The 25,102-nt window shown below is 41.5% G+C and carries 26 protein-coding genes; 12 read left to right on the forward strand and 14 right to left on the reverse strand.

What is annotated here, in order from left to right; translation table 11 throughout:
- Positions 1–21 precede the first annotated feature (21 nt).
- Both ICL16_RS39185 and ICL16_RS39190 read right to left on the reverse strand, forming a co-directional pair.
- On the reverse strand, positions 22–198 hold the full coding sequence (locus tag ICL16_RS39185; protein WP_190836960.1) for a hypothetical protein: 177 nt from the start codon (positions 196–198) through the stop codon (positions 22–24).
- A 172-nt stretch (positions 199–370) separates the two neighbouring features.
- Positions 371–961: a superoxide dismutase family protein gene (locus tag ICL16_RS39190; protein ID WP_190836961.1), complete on the reverse strand. Its 591-nt coding sequence runs from the start codon at positions 959–961 to the stop codon at positions 371–373.
- A 215-nt stretch (positions 962–1,176) separates the two neighbouring features.
- Between ICL16_RS39190 and ICL16_RS39195 the strand changes: the two genes are divergently transcribed.
- On the forward strand, positions 1,177–1,488 hold the full coding sequence (locus ICL16_RS39195; RefSeq protein ID WP_190836962.1) for a hypothetical protein: 312 nt from the start codon (positions 1,177–1,179) through the stop codon (positions 1,486–1,488).
- 73 nt (positions 1,489–1,561) lie between these two features.
- On the opposite strand, the gene ICL16_RS39200 is transcribed toward ICL16_RS39195, so the two are convergent.
- Positions 1,562–1,861 (reverse strand): hypothetical protein, encoded by a 300-nt coding sequence (locus ICL16_RS39200; protein ID WP_238361153.1) that lies wholly within the window; start codon positions 1,859–1,861, stop codon positions 1,562–1,564.
- A 460-nt stretch (positions 1,862–2,321) separates the two neighbouring features.
- On the opposite strand from ICL16_RS39200, the gene ICL16_RS39205 reads away from it, so the two are divergent.
- Positions 2,322–3,701 (forward strand): vanadium-dependent haloperoxidase, encoded by a 1,380-nt coding sequence (locus tag ICL16_RS39205; protein WP_190836963.1) that lies wholly within the window; start codon positions 2,322–2,324, stop codon positions 3,699–3,701.
- Positions 3,702–3,854: 153 nt separating this feature from the next.
- On the opposite strand, the gene ICL16_RS39210 is transcribed toward ICL16_RS39205, so the two are convergent.
- The 4 genes from ICL16_RS39210 to petB form a co-directional block, all read right to left on the reverse strand.
- Positions 3,855–5,015: a glycosyltransferase gene (locus ICL16_RS39210; protein WP_190837203.1), complete on the reverse strand. Its 1,161-nt coding sequence runs from the start codon at positions 5,013–5,015 to the stop codon at positions 3,855–3,857.
- Between the two features lie 231 nt (positions 5,016–5,246).
- Complete coding sequence (locus ICL16_RS39215; RefSeq protein WP_190836964.1) at positions 5,247–5,687, reverse strand: ATP-binding protein; 441 nt, start codon at positions 5,685–5,687, stop codon at positions 5,247–5,249.
- A 205-nt stretch (positions 5,688–5,892) separates the two neighbouring features.
- Positions 5,893–6,375 carry a cytochrome b6-f complex subunit IV gene (gene petD / locus ICL16_RS39220; RefSeq protein ID WP_190836965.1) on the reverse strand — a complete coding sequence of 161 codons (483 nt, stop codon included), beginning with the start codon at positions 6,373–6,375 and terminating at the stop codon, positions 5,893–5,895.
- A gap of 277 nt (positions 6,376–6,652) precedes the next feature.
- On the reverse strand, positions 6,653–7,300 hold the full coding sequence (gene petB / locus ICL16_RS39225; protein WP_190836966.1) for a cytochrome b6: 648 nt from the start codon (positions 7,298–7,300) through the stop codon (positions 6,653–6,655).
- A 469-nt stretch (positions 7,301–7,769) separates the two neighbouring features.
- On the opposite strand from petB, the gene ctpA reads away from it, so the two are divergent.
- On the forward strand, positions 7,770–9,011 hold the full coding sequence (ctpA, locus tag ICL16_RS39230; RefSeq protein ID WP_190836967.1) for a carboxyl-terminal processing protease CtpA: 1,242 nt from the start codon (positions 7,770–7,772) through the stop codon (positions 9,009–9,011).
- Positions 9,012–9,083: 72 nt separating this feature from the next.
- Here ctpA and ICL16_RS39235 read toward each other — a convergent pair whose 3' ends face one another.
- Entirely contained in the window at positions 9,084–9,767 is a 684-nt protein-coding gene (locus tag ICL16_RS39235; RefSeq protein ID WP_190836968.1) for an MBL fold metallo-hydrolase, read from the reverse strand.
- 49 nt (positions 9,768–9,816) lie between these two features.
- On the opposite strand from ICL16_RS39235, the gene ICL16_RS39240 reads away from it, so the two are divergent.
- The 3 genes from ICL16_RS39240 to ICL16_RS39250 all read left to right on the forward strand — a co-directional run bounded on the left by ICL16_RS39240 (position 9,817) and on the right by ICL16_RS39250 (position 13,350).
- Positions 9,817–11,295, forward strand: a complete 1,479-nt coding sequence (locus tag ICL16_RS39240; protein ID WP_190836969.1) for a site-2 protease family protein — start codon at positions 9,817–9,819, stop codon at positions 11,293–11,295.
- A gap of 59 nt (positions 11,296–11,354) precedes the next feature.
- Positions 11,355–12,140 carry a DUF4058 family protein gene (locus tag ICL16_RS39245; RefSeq protein ID WP_190836970.1) on the forward strand — a complete coding sequence of 262 codons (786 nt, stop codon included), beginning with the start codon at positions 11,355–11,357 and terminating at the stop codon, positions 12,138–12,140.
- 109 nt (positions 12,141–12,249) lie between these two features.
- Positions 12,250–13,350 (forward strand): hypothetical protein, encoded by a 1,101-nt coding sequence (locus ICL16_RS39250; protein WP_190836971.1) that lies wholly within the window; start codon positions 12,250–12,252, stop codon positions 13,348–13,350.
- 98 nt (positions 13,351–13,448) lie between these two features.
- Here the strand turns inward: ICL16_RS39250 and ICL16_RS39255 are convergent, their stop codons facing one another.
- The 4 genes from ICL16_RS39255 to ICL16_RS39270 form a co-directional block, all read right to left on the reverse strand.
- The gene (locus ICL16_RS39255) at positions 13,449–14,009 is read right to left on the reverse strand and encodes a phycobiliprotein lyase (RefSeq protein ID WP_190836972.1); all 561 of its coding nucleotides are present in this window, start codon (positions 14,007–14,009) and stop codon (positions 13,449–13,451) included.
- Between the two features lie 67 nt (positions 14,010–14,076).
- The gene (locus ICL16_RS39260; RefSeq protein ID WP_190836973.1) at positions 14,077–14,754 is read right to left on the reverse strand and encodes a HEAT repeat domain-containing protein; all 678 of its coding nucleotides are present in this window, start codon (positions 14,752–14,754) and stop codon (positions 14,077–14,079) included.
- Positions 14,755–14,928: 174 nt separating this feature from the next.
- Positions 14,929–15,354: a response regulator gene (locus tag ICL16_RS39265; RefSeq protein WP_190836974.1), complete on the reverse strand. Its 426-nt coding sequence runs from the start codon at positions 15,352–15,354 to the stop codon at positions 14,929–14,931.
- A gap of 166 nt (positions 15,355–15,520) precedes the next feature.
- Positions 15,521–16,963, reverse strand: coding sequence for an MFS transporter (locus ICL16_RS39270; protein WP_190836975.1), 1,443 nt, complete (start codon positions 16,961–16,963; stop codon positions 15,521–15,523).
- A gap of 66 nt (positions 16,964–17,029) precedes the next feature.
- Between ICL16_RS39270 and ICL16_RS39275 the strand changes: the two genes are divergently transcribed.
- The gene (locus ICL16_RS39275) at positions 17,030–17,554 is read left to right on the forward strand and encodes a phosphoribosyltransferase (RefSeq protein WP_190836976.1); all 525 of its coding nucleotides are present in this window, start codon (positions 17,030–17,032) and stop codon (positions 17,552–17,554) included.
- A 47-nt stretch (positions 17,555–17,601) separates the two neighbouring features.
- Here the strand turns inward: ICL16_RS39275 and ICL16_RS39280 are convergent, their stop codons facing one another.
- Positions 17,602–18,519: an AEC family transporter gene (locus ICL16_RS39280; RefSeq protein WP_190836977.1), complete on the reverse strand. Its 918-nt coding sequence runs from the start codon at positions 18,517–18,519 to the stop codon at positions 17,602–17,604.
- Between the two features lie 82 nt (positions 18,520–18,601).
- Here ICL16_RS39280 and ICL16_RS39285 point away from each other — a divergent pair, with 82 nt between their 5' ends.
- Both ICL16_RS39285 and ICL16_RS39290 read left to right on the forward strand, forming a co-directional pair.
- The gene (locus tag ICL16_RS39285; RefSeq protein WP_190836978.1) at positions 18,602–19,396 is read left to right on the forward strand and encodes a M15 family metallopeptidase; all 795 of its coding nucleotides are present in this window, start codon (positions 18,602–18,604) and stop codon (positions 19,394–19,396) included.
- A gap of 125 nt (positions 19,397–19,521) precedes the next feature.
- Entirely contained in the window at positions 19,522–19,737 is a 216-nt protein-coding gene (locus ICL16_RS39290) for a hypothetical protein (protein ID WP_190836979.1), read from the forward strand.
- An 81-nt stretch (positions 19,738–19,818) separates the two neighbouring features.
- Here ICL16_RS39290 and mrdA read toward each other — a convergent pair whose 3' ends face one another.
- Positions 19,819–21,657, reverse strand: a complete 1,839-nt coding sequence (gene mrdA / locus ICL16_RS39295; protein ID WP_190836980.1) for a penicillin-binding protein 2 — start codon at positions 21,655–21,657, stop codon at positions 19,819–19,821.
- A gap of 220 nt (positions 21,658–21,877) precedes the next feature.
- Between mrdA and ICL16_RS39300 the strand changes: the two genes are divergently transcribed.
- The 3 genes from ICL16_RS39300 to ICL16_RS39310 all read left to right on the forward strand — a co-directional run bounded on the left by ICL16_RS39300 (position 21,878) and on the right by ICL16_RS39310 (position 25,069).
- Positions 21,878–23,005, forward strand: a complete 1,128-nt coding sequence (locus ICL16_RS39300; RefSeq protein ID WP_190836981.1) for an ABC transporter ATP-binding protein — start codon at positions 21,878–21,880, stop codon at positions 23,003–23,005.
- A gap of 3 nt (positions 23,006–23,008) precedes the next feature.
- The gene (locus tag ICL16_RS39305) at positions 23,009–24,094 is read left to right on the forward strand and encodes a polyamine ABC transporter substrate-binding protein (RefSeq protein ID WP_190836982.1); all 1,086 of its coding nucleotides are present in this window, start codon (positions 23,009–23,011) and stop codon (positions 24,092–24,094) included.
- An 81-nt stretch (positions 24,095–24,175) separates the two neighbouring features.
- Complete coding sequence (locus ICL16_RS39310; protein ID WP_190836983.1) at positions 24,176–25,069, forward strand: ABC transporter permease; 894 nt, start codon at positions 24,176–24,178, stop codon at positions 25,067–25,069.
- Positions 25,070–25,102 lie beyond the last annotated feature (33 nt).

Below are 25,102 nucleotides of genomic sequence, written 5' to 3' on the forward strand. Positions count from 1 at the left end.
AGTAAATTTTATACACAAATATTACTTGGGAACGTAATGTTCTTCGCTTTGTTGATCATCTGTTTCTTTGATGTCAGGATTTACTCTTCCATCCCAAGAGTAGTTGCATAATTTAGTTTTAACTATTGTACCTAGAGTGACGTTAACAGCAAAGGCAATGGAATCTATAAACAACAAATCTATAGCTCTGCCAAACATAAGTTCCTTTTAGGCTGATGTAATATTCGACTTTGATTTAAGGAATAATACATCAGCCTTAATCGCTGTTTCGGAATAAATATAAAATTTTGCCAGTATTTCTACCGGGATGAAGCTTTTCGACAAGAGCAAGAAATCTTTTCACACCAGATCGTGCGATCGCTCTTGTCGATCATGAATTAGTCACAACCCCACAGGCTAACCGTCCCCCGCCCGCTTCCGGACCTGTCCCACCCGCTTTTTGTTGATCTGGTAACTGATGAATAATGATTGCACTACCATTTTCGTCAAACACGCTCAGGGGACTTTCACTCAGAGTCACTCGACTAGTTAGCGCATTGTACGTTGCTTGTCCCTGCTCATCCACTTCTAGGTTTGGCAAGTCACCCAAATGGTATGGGTGGTTTGCCTCGACGGGAAGTTCCGAACCAAAAGGACCAGGGTCAAAGTGTCCACCGCTAGTGCTAAAAGGAGGTTGAGCATCGGGTTCGCATACGCCTACGGCATGAATGTGGAGTCCGTGCAGACCTGGAGTTAGCGTTGCCGGATCGCCTTGAATCGTGCCCCGAATCTGCACCAACCCATTGTCTCGCTGCGTGAGGATGAGAGTGCCTGTAATGTCTGTACCCGCAAGCTCGACTCGTGTTTTTAGCTGACTTTGCGCCGGACTGGATTGCCCCAATACAAGTCCGCAGACCAGTATCAAGCAAAGGGTGATTCCGAAGACAAACTCATATTTAAGCTGCGAAAACTTGAACACCATTACCTCCTATGGTAGATACTAGGTTTTGAACAAGCTCGGACATCAGCTCTGGTTCTACTTCTTTACTAGGTGTAAGTGAAATCAACTTATGCACGTTGCGGAAGATGAACGTGGATTGTAGATATCAAGCATTTTGCCGAAATATTTTCCGAAAACCTTACTTTAGGTAGTGGATTTAAGATTACTACTAAATTAACAAATAAACCGAAAAAATTATGAATACTGAAACAGAAAAAGTTTTAAATTATACTGAGCAAAAATCTAATAGCAGCGAAGCTAAAAGTATTTTCACTAGTAAAACAGTTTGGGGTATAGTTTTTACGACAGTTGCAGCGATCGCACCAGTGATTGGAAGTGATGTTGACAAATTACTCAACAAACAACCTATAAATATTGGTCAAGATACTGCACAAATCGTAGTAATTATCTGCGGCGCAGCAGCAACAATTTGTGGACGTGTAGAAGCAAAAGATTCTTTGTATACTCCTAATTGGCTCCCAGGTCCAAATAAGCCAGAGAATGAGTAACATTTGTATTTTTGTACTAAATTGTAGAGGCGAATGATTGTTCGCCTCTACGGGTGAGTATTGCGATCGCTCCTTATCTGTAGCGATCGTAGGGATGGAAAATGGTATGGTAAATTGATGGGTCAACTCTGTCTGTAAAGCGAGAGTAATAATAATGTTCGTCAGTGGAATCAAGTTTGTATGATTGAGTTTGATTCTCTAGTTGTCCTTCTTCACTCGTAACTTGAGTAGGTGCAAACACAGCAGCTAACTTTGACCAGATCATAGACAAAGGATTTTGTCGATACCTTTGCATCAGCGATTTCTTTTTACGGGCATCTGAACTGATTCGAGCGATGTGAGCCACATGTGAATCATGAACGGAATTAGACATATATATCCTCCTACGTGAGATTAAGTTTCATTGCATATTTGTTGATGCAAAGCTACATTTAGTAGTAACTGTAAGCAATATCAACTGATGCAGTTAGAGTACATAACTATTCAAGATATTACTCTACTTAATATCTTTCAGACTCACGCCGTTCCGTTAGTGCAAAACACTATTTTTTGTAATTATTCTTAATTTTTGAGCCATACCCAGAGAAAGACAGGCTTTTAACCTTTGTTGCATACACTATTTTTCACTGCTATGTCTAATAATTGAAATCTTGAAAGTGAACTTACCTTTGACTGAGCAGAAAACAGCATTTGTTGAAAATCCCCAAGCGCATCGGTTAATTTCACTGACACCTATATCAGAAGTAGAAGGAGGGTTTATGTTCTCAAAGTTCAAAACCCCGACTTTGTTGAGGTGATTTATTTGTCCTATGTTTAATTCAAATGAGGAAAAAATGAAAGATACTGTGATCATTCCCTGGAACAACATTTACCTGGAAGCTATACGCAGATTCGGCGGCGCTCCAGGTCCGATTGCCCGTATTGGCGCGATCATGCACATTGCGATGTTTGATGCGATTAATGCTCTTTCTGGCAATCCTTATAAACCGTATCTGTCTAACCTACCAGCTCTAGTCGAAGGCGCAGATCCCGCTATGAGTGCAGCCTATGCTGCACGCAAAGTTTTGCAGCAAACGATTGACACACTTATTAATCAGGCTGCAACGAGTCCAGGCGGAGTGCCTAATCCTTTCGATGTGTATCAAGTCAATCCAGGCTTTGATTCCAAGTCATTTTTAGATGATTGCACCAAGTTCTTCAAAATGACTGAGGGAGAAAGTAATCCCTCACAAAAGTTTGGTGAGGCTGTTGCAGAGGCAATTTTACTGGAGCGTGAAAACGATGGCTCACAAATGGCGAACGATCCTCCTGCTGTAGAGTTTGGTTTTACTCCTGGTGATTGGCGGGAAACGGGTTCAGGAGCAGCCGTTACGCCGCAGTGGGGTCAAGTCAAGCCATTCGGTGGATGGCAAACGAGTCAAATTAATGATTTTCTGCCAACAGCATTGAATGCTAGCAAGTTCAGTAATTACTCACAACTGCTATCCAGCCGAGATTACGCAGGTCAAGTAAAAGAAGTGCAGCGCCTTGGCGAAGCTCGTTCAAAAGAAAGAACACGGGAGCAAACAGAAATCGCTTTCTTCTGGGCTAATGACCTTAACGGTACTTCCAAACCACCAGGTCAGCTTTACACTATCACTCAAATTGTCGCTAAGCAAGAAGGAACTGTGCAAAGCCTACTTGAAACAGCACGCCTGTTCGCGCTGGTGGCGATCGCTATGGCTGATGCCGCCATTGTTGCCTGGTATGTGAAGTATTTGTTCCCTCAAGCAAATAACCAGAACAATTTGATTCGCCTCTGGCGACCAGAAACGGCGATCCGAGAGGCTGATACTGACAACAATCCTGATACAATACCAGACCGCCACTGGCAACCGCTCTCAGCAACGACTGACGGCACTCGTTTCTCACCTGCTTTCCCTGCCTATATCTCTGGTCACGCCACCTTTGGCGCTGCTCATGCAGCAATGATGCGGCTTTTCTTCGCGAGGGATTCTATATCCTTCACCGCAACAACCGAAGATCCAAACGCCTTACGCGATGAGAATGGGGTTAAACTTACCCGTACTTTTACCAGCTTTACAGAAGCCGGAAGGGAAAACGGTCGAAGCCGAGTTTATCTTGGTGTCCACTACCAATGGGATGCTGAGGGTGGCTTTGAGTCGGGGACTAAAGTTGGTGAATTCGCTTTCAACAACGTATTACGCTCATAGTTGATCCTGGACTTGTTGACCATCATCTTTAGACTGAAATATCACCTTATATCAACGGTCACTCAACATTCCTGAGCAAAAAATAGGTGGATCAGGTTTTCCTTTTCCACCAACTCTAATTTTAATTACACTTTACAAACAGGGTTTCTCTGATCATTTGAACTGCGGTTGTAACCGATCAATAAAAGCTTCTATACCAAATAGGTTAATAACTTGTTCGCGGAGCCATTTTTCATCACAACGTGGATCGTCACCTTGAAGAATTTCTATACAAGCCGCCGCCACTGCTGCTGGATCGCGGTGTGGTACACGCCATCCTAATTTACCATCTTGTAATGGATCTGCTGACCCATCGTCATCACCAGATAATACTGGTACACCACAAGCCATCGCTTCTAAGTAGACAATGCCAAAACCTTCTTGGGAAGGCATAACGTAGGCATCAGCAAGGCGGTAGTGTTCTACAAGTTCGGATGTGGGAACGAACCCAGCAAAGATGACGCGATCGCTCATACCTAAATCTGATGCTAGTTGAGCTAATCGTGGTTGGTCGTCGCCGCGACCTATCACTAGATACTTGACTTCTGGGAATACATGTGCTACTTTTGGTAATGCTTGAATCGTAATATCTACACCCTTATAAATATCACCTGACCACAGACGTGCTACAGTCATTAACACCTTGGCATCTGCTAGATTGTAACGTTCTAACAAGGCAGTTGACTTTGCTCCTGGGGTAAAGTAATCACTATTGACAGCACAAGGCAGTATTCTGACTTTAGCTGGGTCAAAATTATTCACAGCACAGGCAACTTGTTTAGTGTAGCGACTGACAGTCCAAATACATGCTGCTTGTTGAATGCTAGATTTTGTCCTTTGAGGTAAAGGTTGCCAAACTTCTTTACCATGAGTCATCACCGTATATGGAATACCTAGAGGTTGGCACAGTGTACTAATTAGAGGTGCAAGATTAACATGACCGCAGAAGACATGCTGGGGGCGTTGGCGTAGTAAATGAGCGAGTAACGCCATTGTTAATTTTACTCTGCCTAATTGAGGAGTTTGAGTTTTGAAGTAATGAAAGTTTAAATTGTCTGATGCAAAAGGATTTTCGCAGTTAGGACTGTCTCTCAGCAAAAATACTTCTGCCTGTGCAGTTTTGTTTAAAGCAAGATAAGCGCGAAAAACATCCTTTACATAGGATTGAATTCCACCTTCGTGTCCAAAAACTTCTATGAACACGAAAACGTGGTTAGGTTTTTTGGTCAATTGATGACCTAAATTGATCTGTTCTCCCACTGTAGTAAATGATATTTTTCTCTACAATTACTATTCAGTAAAATTTCTGACTTATAATTAGTGTGCTGCCAAATCTTAACAAAGAAATAGCTACAACTTTCATGCTAATTATACGTAATTTAGTACTATTTTTTATACTAATTATTGAGGTAATACAAGGGGAGTATTTAACCCCCTTTTAACTGAACTACTCTTAACAATGACTGATGAGCGGGAAGTTGATTGGTAAAGCTTCGCCACCCGTGATTACTTACCTTGGATACCATACTTGACGATGAGCAAGCAATTTCTATCATCTGCATCACGTTCGTAAACAACCTGGTCTACCAATCGTCGAAGTAGAAACCATCCATATCCCCCAACTTGCAGAGTACCTGGCTTTGGCTCTGCGATCGCATCGGGATTAAAGGGTTTTCCATAATCCCAGATTCTAATTTCCAATCGGTCAATCCATAGAGAAACCTCAATCTCAATGGTTGTTTCCGGTGGTAAAGCATGATGAGCATGACGAACGGCATTAGTAAAGCCTTCTGCTAATGCTAAGTTGAGGCGATAAAGTTGGCTTTCAGACCAACCAAGTTGAGATACATGTTTGAGACAAAATTGTTCAAACCATTGTTGCACTTGGTTGAGAAGCTTTAGTTCGCTCTTTACCGTCAGATGGTCTTGCTGCATTATGCTAAGCATTGACCGTGACTTGAATGTAATTAGGTGAAAAGTGTGTGTATCTTTTTATAACCCAGATTTTAGATTTTGGCATCACAGTGATGCCAAAATCCAAAATTTTACTTAGATTATTAAAATTGACGCCTGTTAATTCTTCAATAAAAGCACGGTTATACATGCCTTTTGAAACTTACAGGCGTCAAAGTGGACTGAAGGCGTGACTAATTTAAAACAGTCCCAAAGTGAAGGATTTATCGATTGGTAAAGTAGCACCAATACCCAACCAGATAGTAACCAAAGTACCAAAAAGGAATACAGTGGTAGCCACTGGACGACGGAAGGGGTTTTGGAACTTATTCACGTTTTCAATGAACGGAACCAGTATCATTCCCAAGGGTACAGAAGCCATTGCCAATACCCCTAACAGTTTATTGGGAACTGAGCGGAGAATTTGGAATACAGGGTATAAATACCACTCTGGAAGGATTTCTAACGGAGTAGCAAAAGGATTTGCTGGTTCGCCAGTCATTACTGGGTCTAGCACAGAAAGAGCCACAATACAAGCAAAAGATCCCATGATTACAACTGGGAAGACGTAGAGCAAGTCGTTAGGCCAAGCTGGTTCACCATAGTAATTGTGACCCATACCTTTTGCCAATTTGGCTCTTAAATTAGGATCGTTCAGATCGGGTTTTTTCAGTGTTGCCATTTGTAAATGTGTTCTCCAGCTTAAAAAAAGTTAAAGATTTTTTCCGGTTTCCAGTTATCAGTAAGCAGTTACCACTTAAAAAAGGATACCGATTACTAATAACTGGTCACTGAATATAGCTCTTGTCACCCGCCATTAGGCAAGCTATTGAGAGCGATGTGCATCTTGAGTGTTGTTTTGTTTCTTATGTGTCAATTAACTGTTATTTCTTCCCATAAGTTTAAAACAAACAACTCACGATTGCATACAGTAGCCCTTGCCTGATTTTCTAGTGGAATTACAATGGACCAGAAATCCCTTGCTTGCGGATCATCAAGAAGTGCAGCAGCATGAACACGGCAATGAGCCAGGGCAGTACAAAGGTGTGCGCACTGTAGTAGCGAGTTAAGGTAGCTTGTCCAACGCTTGCACCGCCGCGCAGCATATCAGAAATCAGAGTACCAACTACAGGAATTGCTTCTGGTACACCACTAACGATTTTCACAGCCCAGTAGCCAACTTGGTCCCAAGGTAGGGAATAGCCAGTCACGCCAAAAGAAACGGTAATTACAGCCAGGATGACACCAGTTACCCAAGTTAGTTCGCGGGGCTTCTTAAAACCACCAGTAAGGTACACACGGAAGGTGTGTAAAATCATCATCAGTACCATCATGCTAGCAGACCAGCGATGAACTGAGCGAATCAACCAACCGAAGCTGACTTCATTCATGATGTACTGTACAGAAGAGTATGCTTCTGTAACAGTTGGGTGGTAGTAGAATGTCATAGCAAATCCAGTGGCAAACTGGATCAAAAAGCAAGTCAAGGTAATTCCACCGAAACAGTAGAAAATGTTGACGTGAGGAGGGACGTACTTGCTGGTAACGTCTTCAGCCAGCGCCTGAATTTCTAAGCGCTCCTCGAACCAGTCGTAAACGTTGGCCATACAAATTTTAATTTCCTAGACATTGATCTTTGGTTGCTGACACTCCCACACGTATTAGGAGTGAGATTCTTGGACTCAGACTGCCTAAGTTTGGAATTTCCGTTTTTTAGGTCTTACATTCTGATGTGCCTAGTCTTTCAACTAGCTTCTCAAGCGTTAGTTTCCGTGTGTCGCACGGTACTATACCTTTAAGCGCACACACACCAAAACTAAGGATGTGGCGTGCGCTCGGCAATTTTTGTAAATTGGGTATATATTGCGTGGTCTTTGCACCCAAAAACAAAAAATTGTGGACACAAAGTAGATTTTATCGTTTAGAGAGTGGCACGCGCAGCAGGTCGGTTAAACAACTTTCCTTAACGTGATGCACCACTTCTATAGAAAAAGTAACATAATCGAGAGATAGATTTCATCAATCAGCTTCGTTACTGGGTAAGTTTGGCAATTTGGGTTGAGATTGTAATTAAACATGGGGTTCATGCACAAACAGTTTTTTCGCGCTGGATTAACACTGCTATTGGCTTTTTGGCTGGGTTTTGGCAGTTTTTGCCCACCTGCTGTGGCTTTAAGTGAAGAACAAAAGTTGGTGACAGAAGTATGGAGAATTGTAAACAGAACTTATTTGGATGAGACATTCAATCACCAAAATTGGTCGAATGTGCGGCAAAAGGTGTTGGCACAGCCATTGAAAGACAATCAGACGACATATAAGGTGATTCAAGGGATGCTCAGTAGCCTTGATGACCCTTTTACTCGTTTTTTAGACCCAGAACAGTACCGTAGTTTACAGGTAAATACTTCTGGAGAACTGACTGGAGTGGGATTACAAATTGCCCTCGATCAACAGGGTAAGTTGGAGGTGGTAGCTCCCATAGCAGGTTCACCTGCAGAAAAAGCAGGTATTAGAGCTCGCGATCGCATCATCAAAATTGAGGGTGTCTCGACCGAGAAACTCTCCCTTGATGAAGCCGCAACCAAAATGCGCGGCCCAATTGGTAGTGTTGTCACCCTGGTGATAGATCGAGACTTAGAGGGAGAAAAGGAAATTCAACTGGTGCGCGATCGCATTGCACTTAACCCAGTCATAGCTCAATTGCATTATTCACCACAAAAAATGCCGATTGGCTACCTTCGACTGACTCAGTTTAATGCTAACGCGGCAATGGAACTAGCACACGCCATTTCTAGTTTAGAAAAAAAAGGCGCTGCTGCCTACATTCTCGATTTAAGAAATAATCCCGGTGGGCTGTTGCAAGCCGGAATTGAAATTGCCCGAATGTGGTTAGCAAAAGGCACTATCGTCTACACAGTCAACCGTCAAGGCATTCAAGGTAGCTTTGAAGCTTTTGGTCCGCCACTAACCAACGATCCTCTGGTAATTTTAGTCAATCAAGGATCAGCCAGCGCTAGTGAAATTCTTGCTGGCGCTTTACAAGACAATCATCGCGCTCAACTTGTCGGCGAAACTACCTTTGGCAAAGGTTTAATTCAATCTTTATTTGAGTTATCTGATGGTTCTGGCTTGGCAGTAACAATCGCCAAGTACGAAACTCCCAATCACCGAGATATTAATAAACTCGGTATTCAGCCAGACAAGGTAGTGCCAACTACAGCCATTACCCGCGATCAAATTGGCACAGAAGCTGATGTCCAATATCAAGCTGCTGTGGAATTGTTGACGAAAGGCAAGGTGGTAGCGGGAGCAGCATAGGGAGGCAGTAGAGACGTTCCGCCGGAACGTCTGTTATTGAGTCAGGAGTTATTAATTCTTAACTCCTAACTCTTAAAAAGGTGGTTGTAACTGAAGCAAAGCCTGTAAATCCAGTTGGGCGAGGTGTTTGTAAGCATTATCTATCACACGTCTGCCGCGTAGAAAGCCAGTGTTAGCACCAGGACAAATATATTGGATTGCGGGTGTGAAGCGTTCTAACAAGGACTGAATACTCTTGATTTGTCGTCGCCAGTGAAAAGTTTTCTCTGTACGTAAAGGCACTGGTTCACCTTGCTGGTTGGGGAGTAAATGACGCCCAGAAAACAGTACGCCTCCATGAGCATTGTAGTAAAGGCAAGATGAACCAGGAGAATAACCGGGTGTCCAAATTACTTGGGTGAGTGTATCCAGTGTGAATTCTTGACCAAAAGTAGTTACAGTTAATTCAGGTAAAAGATAAGCTTCTTGCTCTTGAATCAAAATCTCCGGTTGGAAGGTTTGATGAATTTCTGCTATCTTGCCAATCGCCACCCGATGGGTAATTAGCAACCAACGCACACCGCCATGCATTAGCAAAAAATTCTGATTTACTTCATCCCAACTCGGACAGTCGATCAAGATATTGCCTTCATTTCTTACAATAAAGTAAGCGGTTCCCCCTAGTGTGTCCCGATTAGGTGGGAAGGCGAAAATATCATCTAACACTGTCCGTGGGGACTTATCCTTTGAACTAGACTCTTGAGGCAAGGGACACATGAGCAACAACAAGCAAAAATTATATATATCTTAATAACTAGAAGATAGCATGACATTTTGGTTTTTCATTATACTAGGAATCGCAACTTATCTTATGGTGCAGCGCACAGTCGCTCGCATCACTAAAACACCTGTTTGGTTGTTATGGCTGGTGCTGATGATACCAGCAACGATATGGACAACTTGGACAGCAATCTATGGTGCAAAACTACCTCCGCCACGGGCTTTAGTAGTTTGGCCTTTAATTCTTTGTCCTGTGCTATACTGGATTTTGTTTCAATGGGGACGTCAGTTGCCAAATGGTAAACAGAATCAACCCCAAGTACAAGAATCAAACTCAGCTACAAATCCTATTCCTGAACCAGTACAAGTGCGTTTCATTGAACCAACGGAAGAAGCCCAGTTGCGGAATTGTTTTCCCTGGTCTGCATACTACATCCACAACATTGAGTATAGACCCCAAGCTGCAATTTGCCGTGGTCAATTAAGAACTACAGCTGAAAATGCCTATCAGCAGATAAAAGCAAATGTTGAAGCGCAATTTGGCGATCGCTTCTTATTAATCTTTCAAGAAGGCATCAATGACAAACCCTTCTTTGTCATTGTTCCCAATCCTCAAGCAGCTAAGAATAACAATCGTAATTCACAAAAGTTAACAAGGCCAGGATTGGCGTTGTCACTATTAGTAGCTACTTTAATGACAACTACCTGGGTGGGAGTAGTGCAAATTGCTGGTGTTAAGCTTACAGCCATACAAGCCGATCCATCTGTTTTGTTGAGAGGATTGCCCTATGCCCTGGCACTAATTACAATTTTGGGCATTCATGAACTTGGTCATTACCTAACAGCTCGGTCTTACAAAATTCGCTCAACATTGCCTTACTTTATCCCAATGCCTTTTTTCTTGGGAACTTTTGGTGCATTTATTCAAATGCGTAGTCCTGTACCCAATCGTAAAGCTCTGTTTGACGTAAGTATTGCAGGACCACTAGCAGGTTTTTTAGCAACATTACCCTTACTATACTGGGGCTTAGCTCATTCAGAATTAGTTCCGGTAAATGAAAAAACAGGATTGCTTAATCCTGATGCTCTTAATCCGAGAAATTCGATTTTACTAGCATTAATATCCAAGTTAGCTCTAGGAAGTCAATTAGCACCAAAACTTGCCCTTGACATGCATCCAGTGGCAGTAGCTGGTTTTCTCGGACTGATTGTGACAGCATTAAATCTCATGCCTGTGGGACAATTGGATGGAGGGCATATAGTTCACGCAATGTTTGGTCAAAAAACCGCAATTGTAATTGGTCAAATTGCCCGCTTGTTATTACTATTACTTTGTTTGGTACAACCAGAATTTTTCTTGTGGGCAATTATTCTATTATTTATGCCTTTAATTGATGAACCAGCACTCAACGATGTCACTGAACTTGATAACAAACGTGATATTGGCGGGTTATTAGCAATGGTTTTGTTGATTTTAATTGTGCTGCCATTACCGGATGCGATCGCTCGTTTGTTACAAATTTAACTTCTCAGTTGAGCAATCTCTATTGCTACAATAAGTTGTAATAAAATGCAGTCTGACTTATGCTATCTCCTTTTCCAGGAATGAATCCCTATCTAGAAGATCCAGAAATGTGGCCAGAAGTCCATCACTGGATAATTACACTCATTGCCGAGTTACTAGTTCCGCAACTACGCCCCAAGTACAGAGTCGCAATTGAAAAACGTGTTTATCAAAGTACGGATGAAGAATCCTTACTAGTAGGAATTCCTGATGTATCTGTGGGGAGAAATCTGATTGCTGACAAAGGACAATCTAACGTTGCTGTAGCTACACCGCCAAGCAAACCAGTCACTGTCAGAATTCCTATGGTAGAAGAAGTGCGGGAAGGATATTTGGAGGTGAGAGAGGTAGGAACTGGGGAAGTAATTACGGTGATTGAGCTGCTCTCACCCAAGAATAAGCGAGCAGGAAAAGGAAGACAAGCTTATGAAAAAAAGCGGCTGCGGGTTTTGGATAGTCTAAGTCATTTAGTCGAAATTGACTTGCTGCGAGGGGGAAAACCTATGCCAATTTTAGGCGATCGTATTCAAGCCTCTTACCGAATTTTAGTCAGTCGCAGCAACAAACGTCCCACAGCAGAATTATATCCCTTTGAATTGCAAGAACCAATTCCCACCTTTCCATTACCCTTGCGTCAAGGCGATACAGAGCCAATAGTAGATTTACAAGCATTATTACAAGGGGTATACGACCGTGCGGGGTTAGATATGGCAATAGATTATACCCGTGAACCAGTTCCCCCTTTGGCAGAATCGGATGCAGCTTGGGCAAACGCCCTGTTACAACAGCAAGGTTTTCGTTCTTAACTCAATGATGGTAACAAGAAAGTGAATGTATTTACGTAAGACTCCTGAACCGAGTGATGAGCTAAAAGTAGAGAATAGAGGTTAATTAAATTACAGCAGGAAAATTTTGATGAGTGCTGGTATCTACCTCATTCAGGATGATGGACAGCTACTTGAAATGACAGAACAAGCCTATGATTCAGAGGCTTTACTGCAAGAACTGCTTGCCAAATATCCTAATCTTTTAGCCGGAGAACAAATAGATAGTGTTGTACCAAGACGGTGGCTGTTAATTTCTCGTGAGATAGCAGTACCAGATCAAGAAGATAGCACAGGGCGTTGGGCATTAGATCACTTGTTTCTTGACCAAGATGGAGTAAGTACTCTAGTAGAAGTTAAACGTAGTAGCGACAGTCGTACTAGACGAGAAGTTGTTGGTCAAATGCTAGATTATGCTGCTAATGCAGTGGTTTACTGGTCTATAGAGACAATTCGCGCCCAGTTTCAAATTAATTGTCAAAGACTTGGTATTGAACCCGAACAAGTGCTGCGAGAATTTCTTGGTACTGATACCGATCAAGAACAGTTTTGGCAGTTAGTCAAAACTAACTTGCTAGCAGGTAAAATCAGACTAGTATTTGTTGCTGATAAAATTCCCCTCGAACTTCAACGTGTAGTGGAGTTTCTGAATCAGCAAATGAATCCAGCCCAAGTATTAGCACTAGAAATCAAGCAATACGTTGGCGAAAAACAGAAAACTCTTGTTCCTAGAGTAATCAGTCAAACACTAAAAAAACCTAGTATCTCCGGTGAATTTAAACAATGGAACGAATCCTCATTTTTTCTAGAACTAGAAACTAAATATAATAGTGAAACTGTTATGGTTGCCCGCCAAATTTTACAATGGACAACTGACAAAAAAATTGAAATACAGTGGGGCAAAGGTAAAACTTATGGTTCTTTTATTGGTAAAATAAGTAATCAAGTCGGCGAAAAGCAAAAGCTTTTAAATGTTTCCACCGATGGCAAAGTGTGGTGCGAAGCAATCTTTTCACATAGAGAAAAAAAAATCAACTGGCTAAATCACTTTCCCGATGTTTTTGATAAATCAAAATCAGTCAATCTTTCCAGTTGGTCAATCCCTTTACTAGCACTAAAAGATGAACTAGTATTAAAACAGTTTTTAGTCGCAATGAACTGGGCAGTCGAACAAGTCCAAACAATTAACTAATTATTCTCACACAAAGCTGAGGGCGGGCTTTCCGGCCCGCACCACAAGCAAAAACTCCCTCTGCGTTCTGGAGCGCCTCTGCGGTTCAATATCTTACATCAACTCGTTGCTGTAGCAGCCTCAGATGCTTTTGGCGCAGTCGTTCCACCCATGCGAATTTCCGAAGTAAACGAAGCCATACTAAAGCCGCCAAAACGCTTCAATACACTTACCCGCATTCTTAAATTAGGACTAGCAAACCACAAACGCTCCTCAGACCACATAGTTTCATACTCTGTAGTTAGAGTCAAGGCATCATCACTACCAATCTTATAGCTTCCGGCAACAGGAGCCTTCTCAGCATAACCCATTTCCCGCAGCAACTTCCCTTCATTGGGATTACCTTCATCAGGTACAATTACCAGTACCGTAGAACCAGTGTGTTTTTCTTCATCCCATTCCATTGTGCCGTTCCAGGAAACTCTAGCACCACAGTTGGCTTTGCTAGGATCGATTTCGTACTGTTGACACAATTTGATCACATCTGGATGATCTTTTGCTAGCGATTCTATTACAAGCTCTGATTTCCCATTCTCTGCTTGCTTAAAAGCCAAGTGGTGACTAGTACGTTGAGAAAACCATTTACCAGCACTTAACTGAAAAAACTCTTCAATATTCATCAATCAAACCTGACGTTAAATTTCTTAGTGATCTAACTTATTCCAAGGTAGCACCGAAGTGTTGGTATTATGCTTGATTAGCCGCTTCCTCTAATCTTTTGAGAGAAATTCTTGCTGATTCAGCAACGTGGGGATGGCTATCTTTTTCTAGGTATTTCAAAGCTGAGATACTCTTGGGGCTGGGAAGATTACCTAAGGCTTCTGCAAGACGTTGGCGTACTAACCAGTCTTCTGATTGGGCAAAGCGCAGAATCTGATCTACTGATTCTACATCTTTGATTTCTCCTAGTGCTGCGATCGCCGCTTGTTGTACAACTACTTCTTCACTATCCAAGGCGCTAATTAATACTTCATGGGCGCGTTTGTCTTTAAGATTACCAAGGGATACTGCGGCGCTAAAGCGTACTAGCCAATCTGTGTCTTCATAAAATGCTCTTACGAGCGGTTCTAATGCTCTGACATCCCCTAAGTATCCTAACGCACCTGCTGCGTCGGCGCGAATACCGTAATCTGGATCAGATTCGAGGATTTGGATTAAAATTGGATAGCAATCTTGAGTTTGTTTGACTCCTAAGGCAAATATTGCCATTGACCGCAGTTGGAGAGATTCATCATCTAATACCTTTTTAATTAAAGGTACTGCTTCTTCTGCGGGAACTTCTCTTAGACTTGCTAGGGCTACCATGCGATCGCGCAAATTTGGACTTTCTAACTGCGCGGATAATTCTTCTATGCTTTGTGTCATTTATCTTAAAGCGTTTTTGCTAGTTATACTTATCTTATAAGTATTATTGGTATTATAATAATAGGGTCTTTGGATAGATTTAATGAACCGCACGCCTGCACAGAGGACGCAGAGGAGTAAGTGCTATTTGTGAAGCTGTACTTTTGTCTGGGGATTGCTGTTGAGATGGATTTTTCAACTGGCTGGAGTCAATTGGTTACAAATTGTGTTTTGCGCAAGATTGGCGACAACTGTGATCAAGTTATCGGGATCGAAAGGCTTGGTTAGATATGTAGTGAATCCCGCATCGATAGCTTGAGTCAGTGAAGTTTGGTAAGCAATTCCTGTTAATGCTATGGCTGGAATTTTTTGTACTTGCGGATCTTTATGAGCTCTAATTTTCCTAATTAGCGAATAACCATCTTCATCAGGCATGGAAATATCACTAATTAAAACATGCGGTTGAAACTCTGTGATCATTGTCAAGACATTATGAGCTAATGTCGCAGTCATTACCTGCGTATTTAACGTCTCAAAAATAGCAGTGATTAACTCCAGAGAGTCAACGTTATCATCAACTACTAATAAGCGCAAGCCATTAAATATTTCCAAACTGTTCATAAAGTAGATTTTTTGGCATACTCTTTTAATAAGAGTAGATTCATAATAATATATCTATCTATCTTAAGACATATAAAATAATATTTAAATTTGTGTAGTTTTGTAAATAGTAGAGAAGTTCCATGAAACGTCTCTACAAAAATTGTGGATTTCATGGGCGGGAGTATTACTTTTTGTTACGTTCTTGGAGTTTGAGTAAAACTTCTGCGTGTAGTTCGCGGGTAATGGGGTAAAAGTATGTTAAGAATAAGCCAGCGATGAGAAAAATGGTAGGTAAAGGACCAACTGCAATGCGTATGGCTTGTAGTGCTGAGTCTGGTTGTTGGGGTAGTGTAGTTTGTCCGGCAACAGCTTCTTTAAAGCCAGATGTTTCTAATGCTATTCCTACTAAAAATAACCCGAAAGCTAAACCGAATTTTTGCAGCAAAACCATGAAGCTATAAAAAATTCCCTCACGGCGTTGTCCTGTTTGCAGTTCATCTAGTTCGATGACATCTGGTATCATTGACCAGGGAACGAGATAAGCAGTGGAAACACCGATGCCTGCCATTACTGCCATGATGTACATTAAACCAATTTGACCTGGTTGTAAGAAAAATAATCCCCCTGCTGCTATAATCCATAGGCTCATGCCCATAAAATAAACTGCTTTTTTTCCGATGCGTTGACTTAAAGCTGTCCAGACGAATAGCATTAGTAAAGCTGTTCCTTGCACTCCAATCAGTACTATGGGTACGTCTGATTCTTTGAGGCGCATACAGTAGATGATAAAGAAAGGAAGATTGCTTGCTGTTACCTGTACGGCTAACCAAGAACAAAGATATATGCCGATAACGTAGAGAAAAGGACGGTTGGCAAAGGCAATTTTTAGTTGTTCACTGATAGGAATGGATGCTTCAGGCTCAATTGGAGTACGTTTGGCTTCAAAAACCATGATGCGATCGCGTGTTCCCCAAACACACCAATACAGTGACAATACAGAAATCACTGTACAAATCCCAGCTAATACTAAAAATTGTTGCTGGCGATCAGCAATTGTGTCAATGACAATTTTCGCCAATATCAACGATAGAATACTGCCACCAATTGAAAAAGCAAAGCGAAAGCTATTTAACTTTGTGCGTTCATCGTAATCTTGAGTTAGTTCTGGAGTCATTGCCGTATAAGGCAAATTGACGACTGTATAAAATACCTGAGATAATACCCCAATCGCCACATAATACCAGAACAATGCCCACATATTAGTACTGGTATTCGGACTAAATCTAGGTACAATCCACTGTAAGAAAAAGAAAATTCCAAAAGGAATCGCTCCATACAATAACCAAGGAAGACGACGTCCCCAGCGAGATGTGGTTTTGTCAGTCAGCACACCAACAATCGGATCGTTCACCGCATCCCAAATCTTACCAATCATTAAAATGCTACCAGCTAGACCAGCAGGGATACCAGCTACATTGGTAAAGAAAATCATGAGATAAAATATGGCAATATTAGCGGTAATTGCCGGACCTAAATCACCAGCACCATAAGCCAGTTTCGTTTTTAAATCAAGTTTTTCATTCTCAGGAGTTGGATGGGGATAGCCATTAGGGACAGAATCGCTCATAATATTTTAGGTTGAAAATTTGATTACTAGTTTGTTATTCAGTTTTAGCTGTAAATTAAGTTTTTTATGCCAGATCTTTACGTTTCTTGGTCAGATTATCACCAGAAGATTGAACAACTGGCTGCTCAGATTTATGAATCTGGCTGGGAATTCAATCAGATTATTTGCTTAGCTAGAGGGGGATTGCGAGTGGGAGATATTCTTTCTCGTATATATAAGCTACCACTCGCCATTTTGGCAACATCATCTTATAGCAGTGCAGGCAAGCAAGAAAGAAGCAAATTAATCTTTTCTCGTCACCTAACAATGACTACCCCACATTTAGGTTCGCGCATTCTTTTAGTGGATGACTTGGTAGACTCTGGGGTGACACTCATCGAAACCATACCTTGGCTCAAAGAATATAGCGACTCCCCAATCGAAGAAATTCGCTGTGCTGTTATATGGTACAAAGCATCTTCAGTAATCGCTCCTCATTACTACATTGATTACTTACCTGACAACCCTTGGATTCATCAACCATTTGAACCCTATGAACTTATCACTCCAGCAGAAATTTCAACAAAAACAAAGCAGGGGAGTGGGGAGTAGGGAAGAATAATAACTCCTGACTCGGTGACTCGGTGACTCCTGTCTTCTCAAAACAGCCACAACCAGACAGGAATAGTCACCAGTAACAGCATAGTTCCTAACAAGAGTGTGGTGACAGCAAGGTTGTGGTCAAGATGGAAGGTTTCGGCAAGGATGATGGTGGTGAAAGCTGGCGGCATTGCCATTTGAAGCAAAATTACTTGTGAAGCAGCACCTTTTAAACCAAAAAATGATAAAGTGCTACCTAAAATGAGGGGAACTAGTAGCATTTTGAAGAACAGCGAACAACTGGCATATTTAAGGTTGTGCCAAGAATTTAGTTGTGCTAGTCTCATGCCAATTAACATTAGAGACAGTGCAACTACACTCCAGGCTAATTTCTCCAAGCAAAATTCCACCAGGGTGGGAATCTCTTGACGCTTCAACAGCAAGCCTAAGCCGAAACTCCATAAAGCAGGATTGATGGAAATTGCTTTGGCAATCTGCCAATGATTTTTAACTCCACCACCAAAACGAGCTGCTAGTGCTACTCCTAACACGTATGCCCCCAATGTTGTGCCTAGCAAGTCGTAAAATAGCGCCCAAGCAAAGTATTTAGTGCCAACTACTGCCAGAGTAACCGGGTAGCCAAGATAACCTGTGTTACCTACCATTGCTGCCAAAATAAAGCTACCCTGAGTGGGTAGTTGGGGGACAGTTTTTGTTGAATAAGCTTGCCATTTTATTGTTAACCATGCTAGAAATGCCCCTAGTAAAATAGCTGCGTGGGCAAACATCGGCGCAATCCAAACTTGTCCTGACAAGTCAGCCTTGCGTAAAAAAGCTACAATGCTTATCGGTACTCCTACCCAAAAGAGAAATTGACCTAAACGGGTGGGAAATTGTGTTGGTAGTTTTCGACCAATCAAGAATCCCACTAAGACCAATCCTACTAGCTTGAGATATAGTTCTAAAAGATTTGCCAAAATTATGCGAATGACGACAAATTTAAATTTATCTCTAGTTTACAATTTGTTACGATTATTCAACTAAAGCAGGAGTGAACAATTGAGTAATCCAGGGTTTTCTGGAAAACCGGAAAAACCATCACCAACCGAAGGTGAAGAAATTCCGGCAGCTTTACGCGATACTCCTGATGCATTACCCCAGAAGCGATCGCGTATTCCTTTAATCATTGGGGGTGTAGTAGGATTTGTTCTGCTTACTGTTGCTAGTGGTTTTCTGTTTTTCCTCATCACACCAAAAAAAACTGTTGAGCAACAGCCTTCAGTTCAAAATACACAAACAAGTACTTCTGTCAACCCAGAAAGTAACAAAACTGATACATTATTGGGACATTTTTCCTATCCAGAAGCGCCAGAATCAGAATTAGCACCAGTTACGCCAAATGGACAGATTAGAATGCGAAAAACAGCTGCTCAACAGTATCTAGCAATGGCACAAGCTTCCCGTAGCGAAGGTGTGATTTTAGTGCCAATTTCTGGGTTTCGTTCTGTTAAAGACCAAGAACAGTTATTTTTTGGTGTAAAATCTCAAAGGAACCAATCAGCAGCAGAAAGAGCGGCAGTGAGCGCACCCCCAGGATATAGCGAACATCACACAGGTTATGCTGTGGATATTGGAGATGCCGCAGTACCAGCGACTAACGTGAATCCTAACTTTGAAAAGACCAAAGCTTTTCAATGGCTACAAGCGAATGCAGCACGTTTTAGCTTTGAGTTGTCTTTCCCTAAAGACAATCCCCAAGGTGTGAGTTATGAACCTTGGCATTGGCGATATGTAGGCGATCGCTCCAGCCTCGAAACTTTCTACAAAGCCAAAAATTTGAAACCGACTCAGTAGTTTATTAAATTACTTTATACAAGTTAACGTGAATTCCACAATAAATACTTAATAATTAATCTGGGTACTTGATTGTAAAAATCAAACTACCCCTGAAAAATTAAAAAATTGTCAGGAGTGACCGTATGCTTATGTCTAAAGTTGACGACATCAACAAATCTTTTTTTGTAGAATTACAAGATGACGAAGCTGAGGCAATTAATGGAGGAGTAACCATTTCAGCAGACAAATTTAGTTTAAGTGTAAGAAACTTCTTCTTGAACTTGGGACCAGAAGTTAGTGTTTTTGTTGAAGAAGCGAATATATACGCAGAAGATTTATTAGTGTCGTTTGAAGATTAATAAACGAAACGATTTGTAGAGACGTTCCGCCGGAACGTCTCTACATTGTTTTTTGGAGAAGTCTAATTAGCAACGCTGTGATCAATTTCGTGTACTGCGTCCTGATTGTGATTCCTCAGCAGCAGGTTTTGCGTACTTACCCGGATACTTACTTTGAAAATAAGCTTCCAACACTTGTAACACCATTGGTCCACAATTGCTACCACCACCGCCGCCGGTATTTTCACCAAACGCCACAACGACAATTTCCGGTTTATCGCTAGGACCATAAGCACCAAACCAAGTATGATTTTGACGACCTGTGCCTGCTTCAGCAGTACCACTCTTTCCGGAAGATGGGGCAATTGTTGGCATGTTTAAACGTTTACCTGTACCCTCTGTGATCACTTTGCGCAGTCCATCACGCAAAATTTTAATGGTTGTCGGTTTCATATTTAAAGATACCCGCCAGCTTTTTGCTTCTTCATTGTCTTTGAGCAAATGCGGCTGCACTCGGTATCCACCATTAGCAGGGACAGCAAACATAATAGCAGCTTGCAGTGGTGACACTTGTAGCGCACCTTGACCGATTGACATATTGATTGTGTCGCCTACAGTCCAGGGTATCTTCCAGGCTTTCCGTTTCCAAGAATCATCTGGGACTAAACCTTTTGATTCTTCGTCGGCAAACTCAATGCCAGTTTTTTGACCAAATCCATATTTACGACTCCATTCAATCAAAGTGGGACCACCAACTTTCCTACCAACTTGATAGAAAAAGGTATCACTGCTCATCGCCATTGCCCCGGTAAATCCTAAAGGACCGAATCCAGCATGGTTCCACTCACCGAATGTTACCCCACCTATAGTTAGAGAGCCGTAGGTTTGTAGCACTGTATCAGGAGAGAATTTTCCCGATTCCAAACCAGCAGTTGTAGTGACAATTTTATAAGTACTAGCGGGTGGAAAGACGCTCAAAGTGCGATTAACTAATGGAAAAGATTTACCTTGTACGCTTTCCCAATCTTTTTGGGAGAGTTTTTGTTTAGAGAAGATATTTGGATCAAAGGTGGGGTAAGACACCATAGCTAAAACTGCACCGTTTCTGGGATCAATTGCCACAATTCCTCCTTTAACCTTACCCAAAGCTTTTTCGGCGGCTTTTTGCACGTTGAGATCTATAGTCAAGCGTATATCTTTACCTGCCTTTGCCTCTTTCTCTCCCAAAACTCGAATTGGACGACCCCTGCCATCCACTTCGACTCGCTGACCTCCCCATTCACCTCTAAGCATCTTTTCATAAGCCTTTTCTACCCCCATTTGACCAATTACATCACCGAGTTTATACCCTTCTTTCTCCTTTTGTTTTAATTGATCTGGAGTTAATTCACGAGTATAACCTAGAACATGCGCTAATGCTTGACCATGTGGATAATATCGAACTGCTTCCGTATGAATCTCTACATCCTTAAGTTCGTTGGCGTACTCCTTCAAGGCAGTAATTTGTGCTTCATTTAAATCGCGAGCAATCCGCACCAATGAAGATGAGTTGGGACCTGCTTGTTCTAGTTTCTCTACAATCTCATCTTGAGGTAAATTGAGAATTTTAGCCAGACGTGGACCCACAACTTGCCAAGATGCTTTGGTGTGAGCCATAGGCCACAAATATACAGAACGAGGATAGCGAGTGGTGGCTAAAAGTTTGCCATTTCGGTCAAAAATGTTACCTCTTTCTGGTTGTTTGAGAATTAACCGTACCCGGTTTGCTTCTGCACGCTTTCGATATAATGGTCCTTCAACTACTTGTAGATAGATCAAACGACTGGCAATACCCGTGAGCGATAGCAGGGTAAATACAATTAAAAATTTGGACTGCAAACCCCGCCCAACTGTACGTGTATCTTTTTTCCCGCCTAATAGTGGTGATTGTAATAAAGCCATAAGACAAGAGAGCGAATGCAAAATTAGTATTATCTGTATACGAATACGCTTAACGCCTACCCGGTATCCTGCGTCGGAAAATTTTTGAACTATGTTCCTGATTGAACGAGTGCAAATTGTTTTTGCCGGATACAATGAACCAAGATGTGATGTATAGTTTGCTTAATATATTACATAAATTTAAAAAAACACGTAAATTTACGGTATTCAATTTAAAATTATGACTCAAACTGTAACGCATAATCAGGGGGGCTTGGCGGCTATATCGTCGCTTGATGTTGAACTGCGTAACGTTTTCAAGTTTTTTAAAGGTGAGCCGGCAGTACATGGAATAGACTTGGATGTGAAACAAGGAGAATTTTTTAGTATCCTTGGTCCTTCTGGTTGTGGCAAGACTACCACACTCAGGTTAATAGCAGGTTTTGAAAGGGTTGATGCTGGCAAGGTATTGATTCAAGGTGAGTCAATGAATAATGTTCCTCCTTATCGGCGACCTGTCAATACTGTATTTCAAAGCTACGCTCTTTTTAACCACCTGAATGTTTGGGATAACGTCGCTTTTGGACTACGACTGAAAAAATTACGCGCTCATGAAATTGAAAACAGAGTTCAAGAAGCTCTAGAACTGGTGAAAATGGCTGGATTGCGATCGCGCCTACCCAGTCAACTTTCAGGTGGTCAACAACAACGAGTAGCATTAGCACGAGCATTAGTCAACCGTCCTGCTGTAGTACTCCTAGATGAACCTTTGGGGGCATTAGATTTAAAACTGCGTAAAGAAATGCAGGTAGAACTTTCCAATCTACACAAAGACTTAGGGTTAACTTTTATTATGGTCACTCACGATCAACAAGAGGCTCTGTCTTTGTCTAATCGCATAGCTGTCATGAATTTAGGCAAAATTGAGCAAGTTGGTACTCCTGACCAAATTTACGAAAAACCATTGACTCATTTTGTCGCTAATTTTATTGGTGATACAAATTTTTTCACTGGTAAAATTACAGAGGTAGAAGCTACAAACGTCATCGTGACAACGGAAACAGGACAGAAAATTGTCGTCAACCGTCACTCTGATACACCAAGTCAAATATCGCAGTCAGTAGTAGTCAGTGTGCGCCCAGAAAAAATTCAGCTTTCGCTGTATAAATCCACACAAACTAACTGTTTTGAAGGACGCCTTGTCAACACCATGTACTTAGGCACACACGTAAATTATTTAATTGAGTTGACAAATAATATACAAATTACCGTTATGCAACCCAATACTTTTGGTAGTTTACCTGAAGCAGATACACCTATCTACGCTTGGTGGACAGAAATTGATTGTTTGGCTTTACCAGTTGAGTAACCAATGACAAAAAGAAGACAATTTTTCACAGGGTTGGCAGCGCTTTCTAGCTTGTCCTTAGTTAGTTGTGGTTGGAGACTTGCCGATGTGCGTGCCTATTCTACCTCCAAAGGTTCTCGCGATCAACTGCATATTTATACTTGGACACAATATACCGATCAGGAATTACTCTCAACATTTAATGCTCAAACAGGAATCAAAGTACTTACTGATGTTTATGATTCTAACGATGTAATGTTGGCTAAATTACAAGCAGGAGGTGGTGGAACATACAGTGTGATTTACCCATCTGATTATATGGTACAAAAGATGGTGGATAAGGGTTTGTTAGCATCCGTAAATCGCGAACGGCTATTCGGTTTAGATAATTTACTACCACGATTTCAAAATCCTACATACGATCCAAATAACCGCTACAGTATCCCTTTTAGTTGGGGAACAACCGGATTACTTTACAATTCAGAAATACTGAAAACTCCGCCAGAAGACTGGGACTATCTTTGGCAAAATCAAAAGCAGTTATCAAAGCGCATGACTTTGCTGAATGATGTTCGAGAGGTTTTTGGGGCAGTATTGCGGATGCTGGGGTATTCTTATAACTCGAAAAAAGAAAGTGAAATCAAACAAGCTTACGAAAAGTTGATGTTGATTAAAGAAGCGATCGCAGCTTTTGATACCGATGCTTGGCGCAATCAAATAGTAGCAGGAGATTTAGCATTGGCAATGTGTTACTCAGCAGACGCAGTAAAAATTTCTAAAGAACACCCTAAATTAAAATATGTGATTCCTAAAAGTGGTTCTTCCTTATGGACTGACACAATTGTAATTCCGAAAACAGCCCCTAACCAAGATTCCGCATACGCTTGGATTAACTTTATCATGCAACCAGAAGTATCGGCACGAATTAGCCAACGCCTGAGCATTGCCACTCCCAATCGCGCTGGATACGAGCAATTACCAAAAAAAGTACAAAAAAATCCTAATTTATTTCCTCCAGAGTCAATTCTCGAAAAATGCGAACGTATTACTCCTCTGGGGGATTTTGAAGAAGTTTATGAACGTTACTGGACAAAACTTACTAGTAGCTAAGAGCTAATGGCTAAGAGCTAATAGCTAATGGTAAAAACAATTAGCAATTAACAATTAGCAATTAACAATTAACAATTAACAATGTCTACTCAAATTCCTTCTCATATATCTGAAGAATCAACAAAGTCTAACCTACAGTTAAACTGGCTGCAACCATTAGTATTACTTGCACCATCGGGTGTTTGGTTGTTACTTTTGCTTATATTACCAACGCTACTAATTTTTGAGTTAAGTTTAGTTCCAGGAATTCGACCTGGTGATATAGTAAATCCTAGCGGATTCGATAACTATATCCGCATATTTGATCCTCTGTATCTCACAGTTATTCAGCGATCGCTATTTTTTGCTCTAGGCACAACTATATTTTGCTTATGCTTGGGTTTTCCTGTTGCTTATTGGATTGCGCAAATTGCACCAATCCGCTGGCGTAATTTACTCCTAATCGGTTTTGTGTTACCCTTATGGACTTCTTCCTTACTGCGTTCCTATGCTTGGATTACAATTCTTCGTCCTACTGGTTTATTAAACAGTTTGCTTACCAGTTTGGGCTTGCCTACTTTAAGTATACTTAACCGTAGCCCTGCTGTATTAGTTGGTATGAGCTACAGCTTGCTACCTTATATGGTTTTAATTTTATATGCTTCTTTAGAAAAACTAGATAAGCGTTTGCTCGAAGCTGCTGCCGATTTAGGTGCAAATCCCGTGCAAGCTTTTTGGAAAGTAACTGTACCCCAAACTCTCACTGGAATCGCCGCCAGTTCTTTCCTCGTTTTTATCACTGCAATGGGAGATTTTATCGATCCAGAATTACTTGGTGGTGCTTCTAGTATGACTGTAGCACGGTTAATCTATAACCAATTCCTTGGCGCTACTCAAAATTGGGGATTTGGTTCCGCTTTAAGTACAATGTTAGTTCTTTTGATTAGTGTGGCGATCGCACTTTTAATTAAGTTTGGTGATGCTCCCAAGACTTGATCCCCCCAAGCCAAGGGGGGTTTGGGGGGCTTG

This window comes from Iningainema tapete BLCC-T55 (genome assembly GCF_014698965.1).
Lineage (GTDB): Bacteria > Cyanobacteriota > Cyanobacteriia > Cyanobacteriales > Nostocaceae > Iningainema > Iningainema tapete.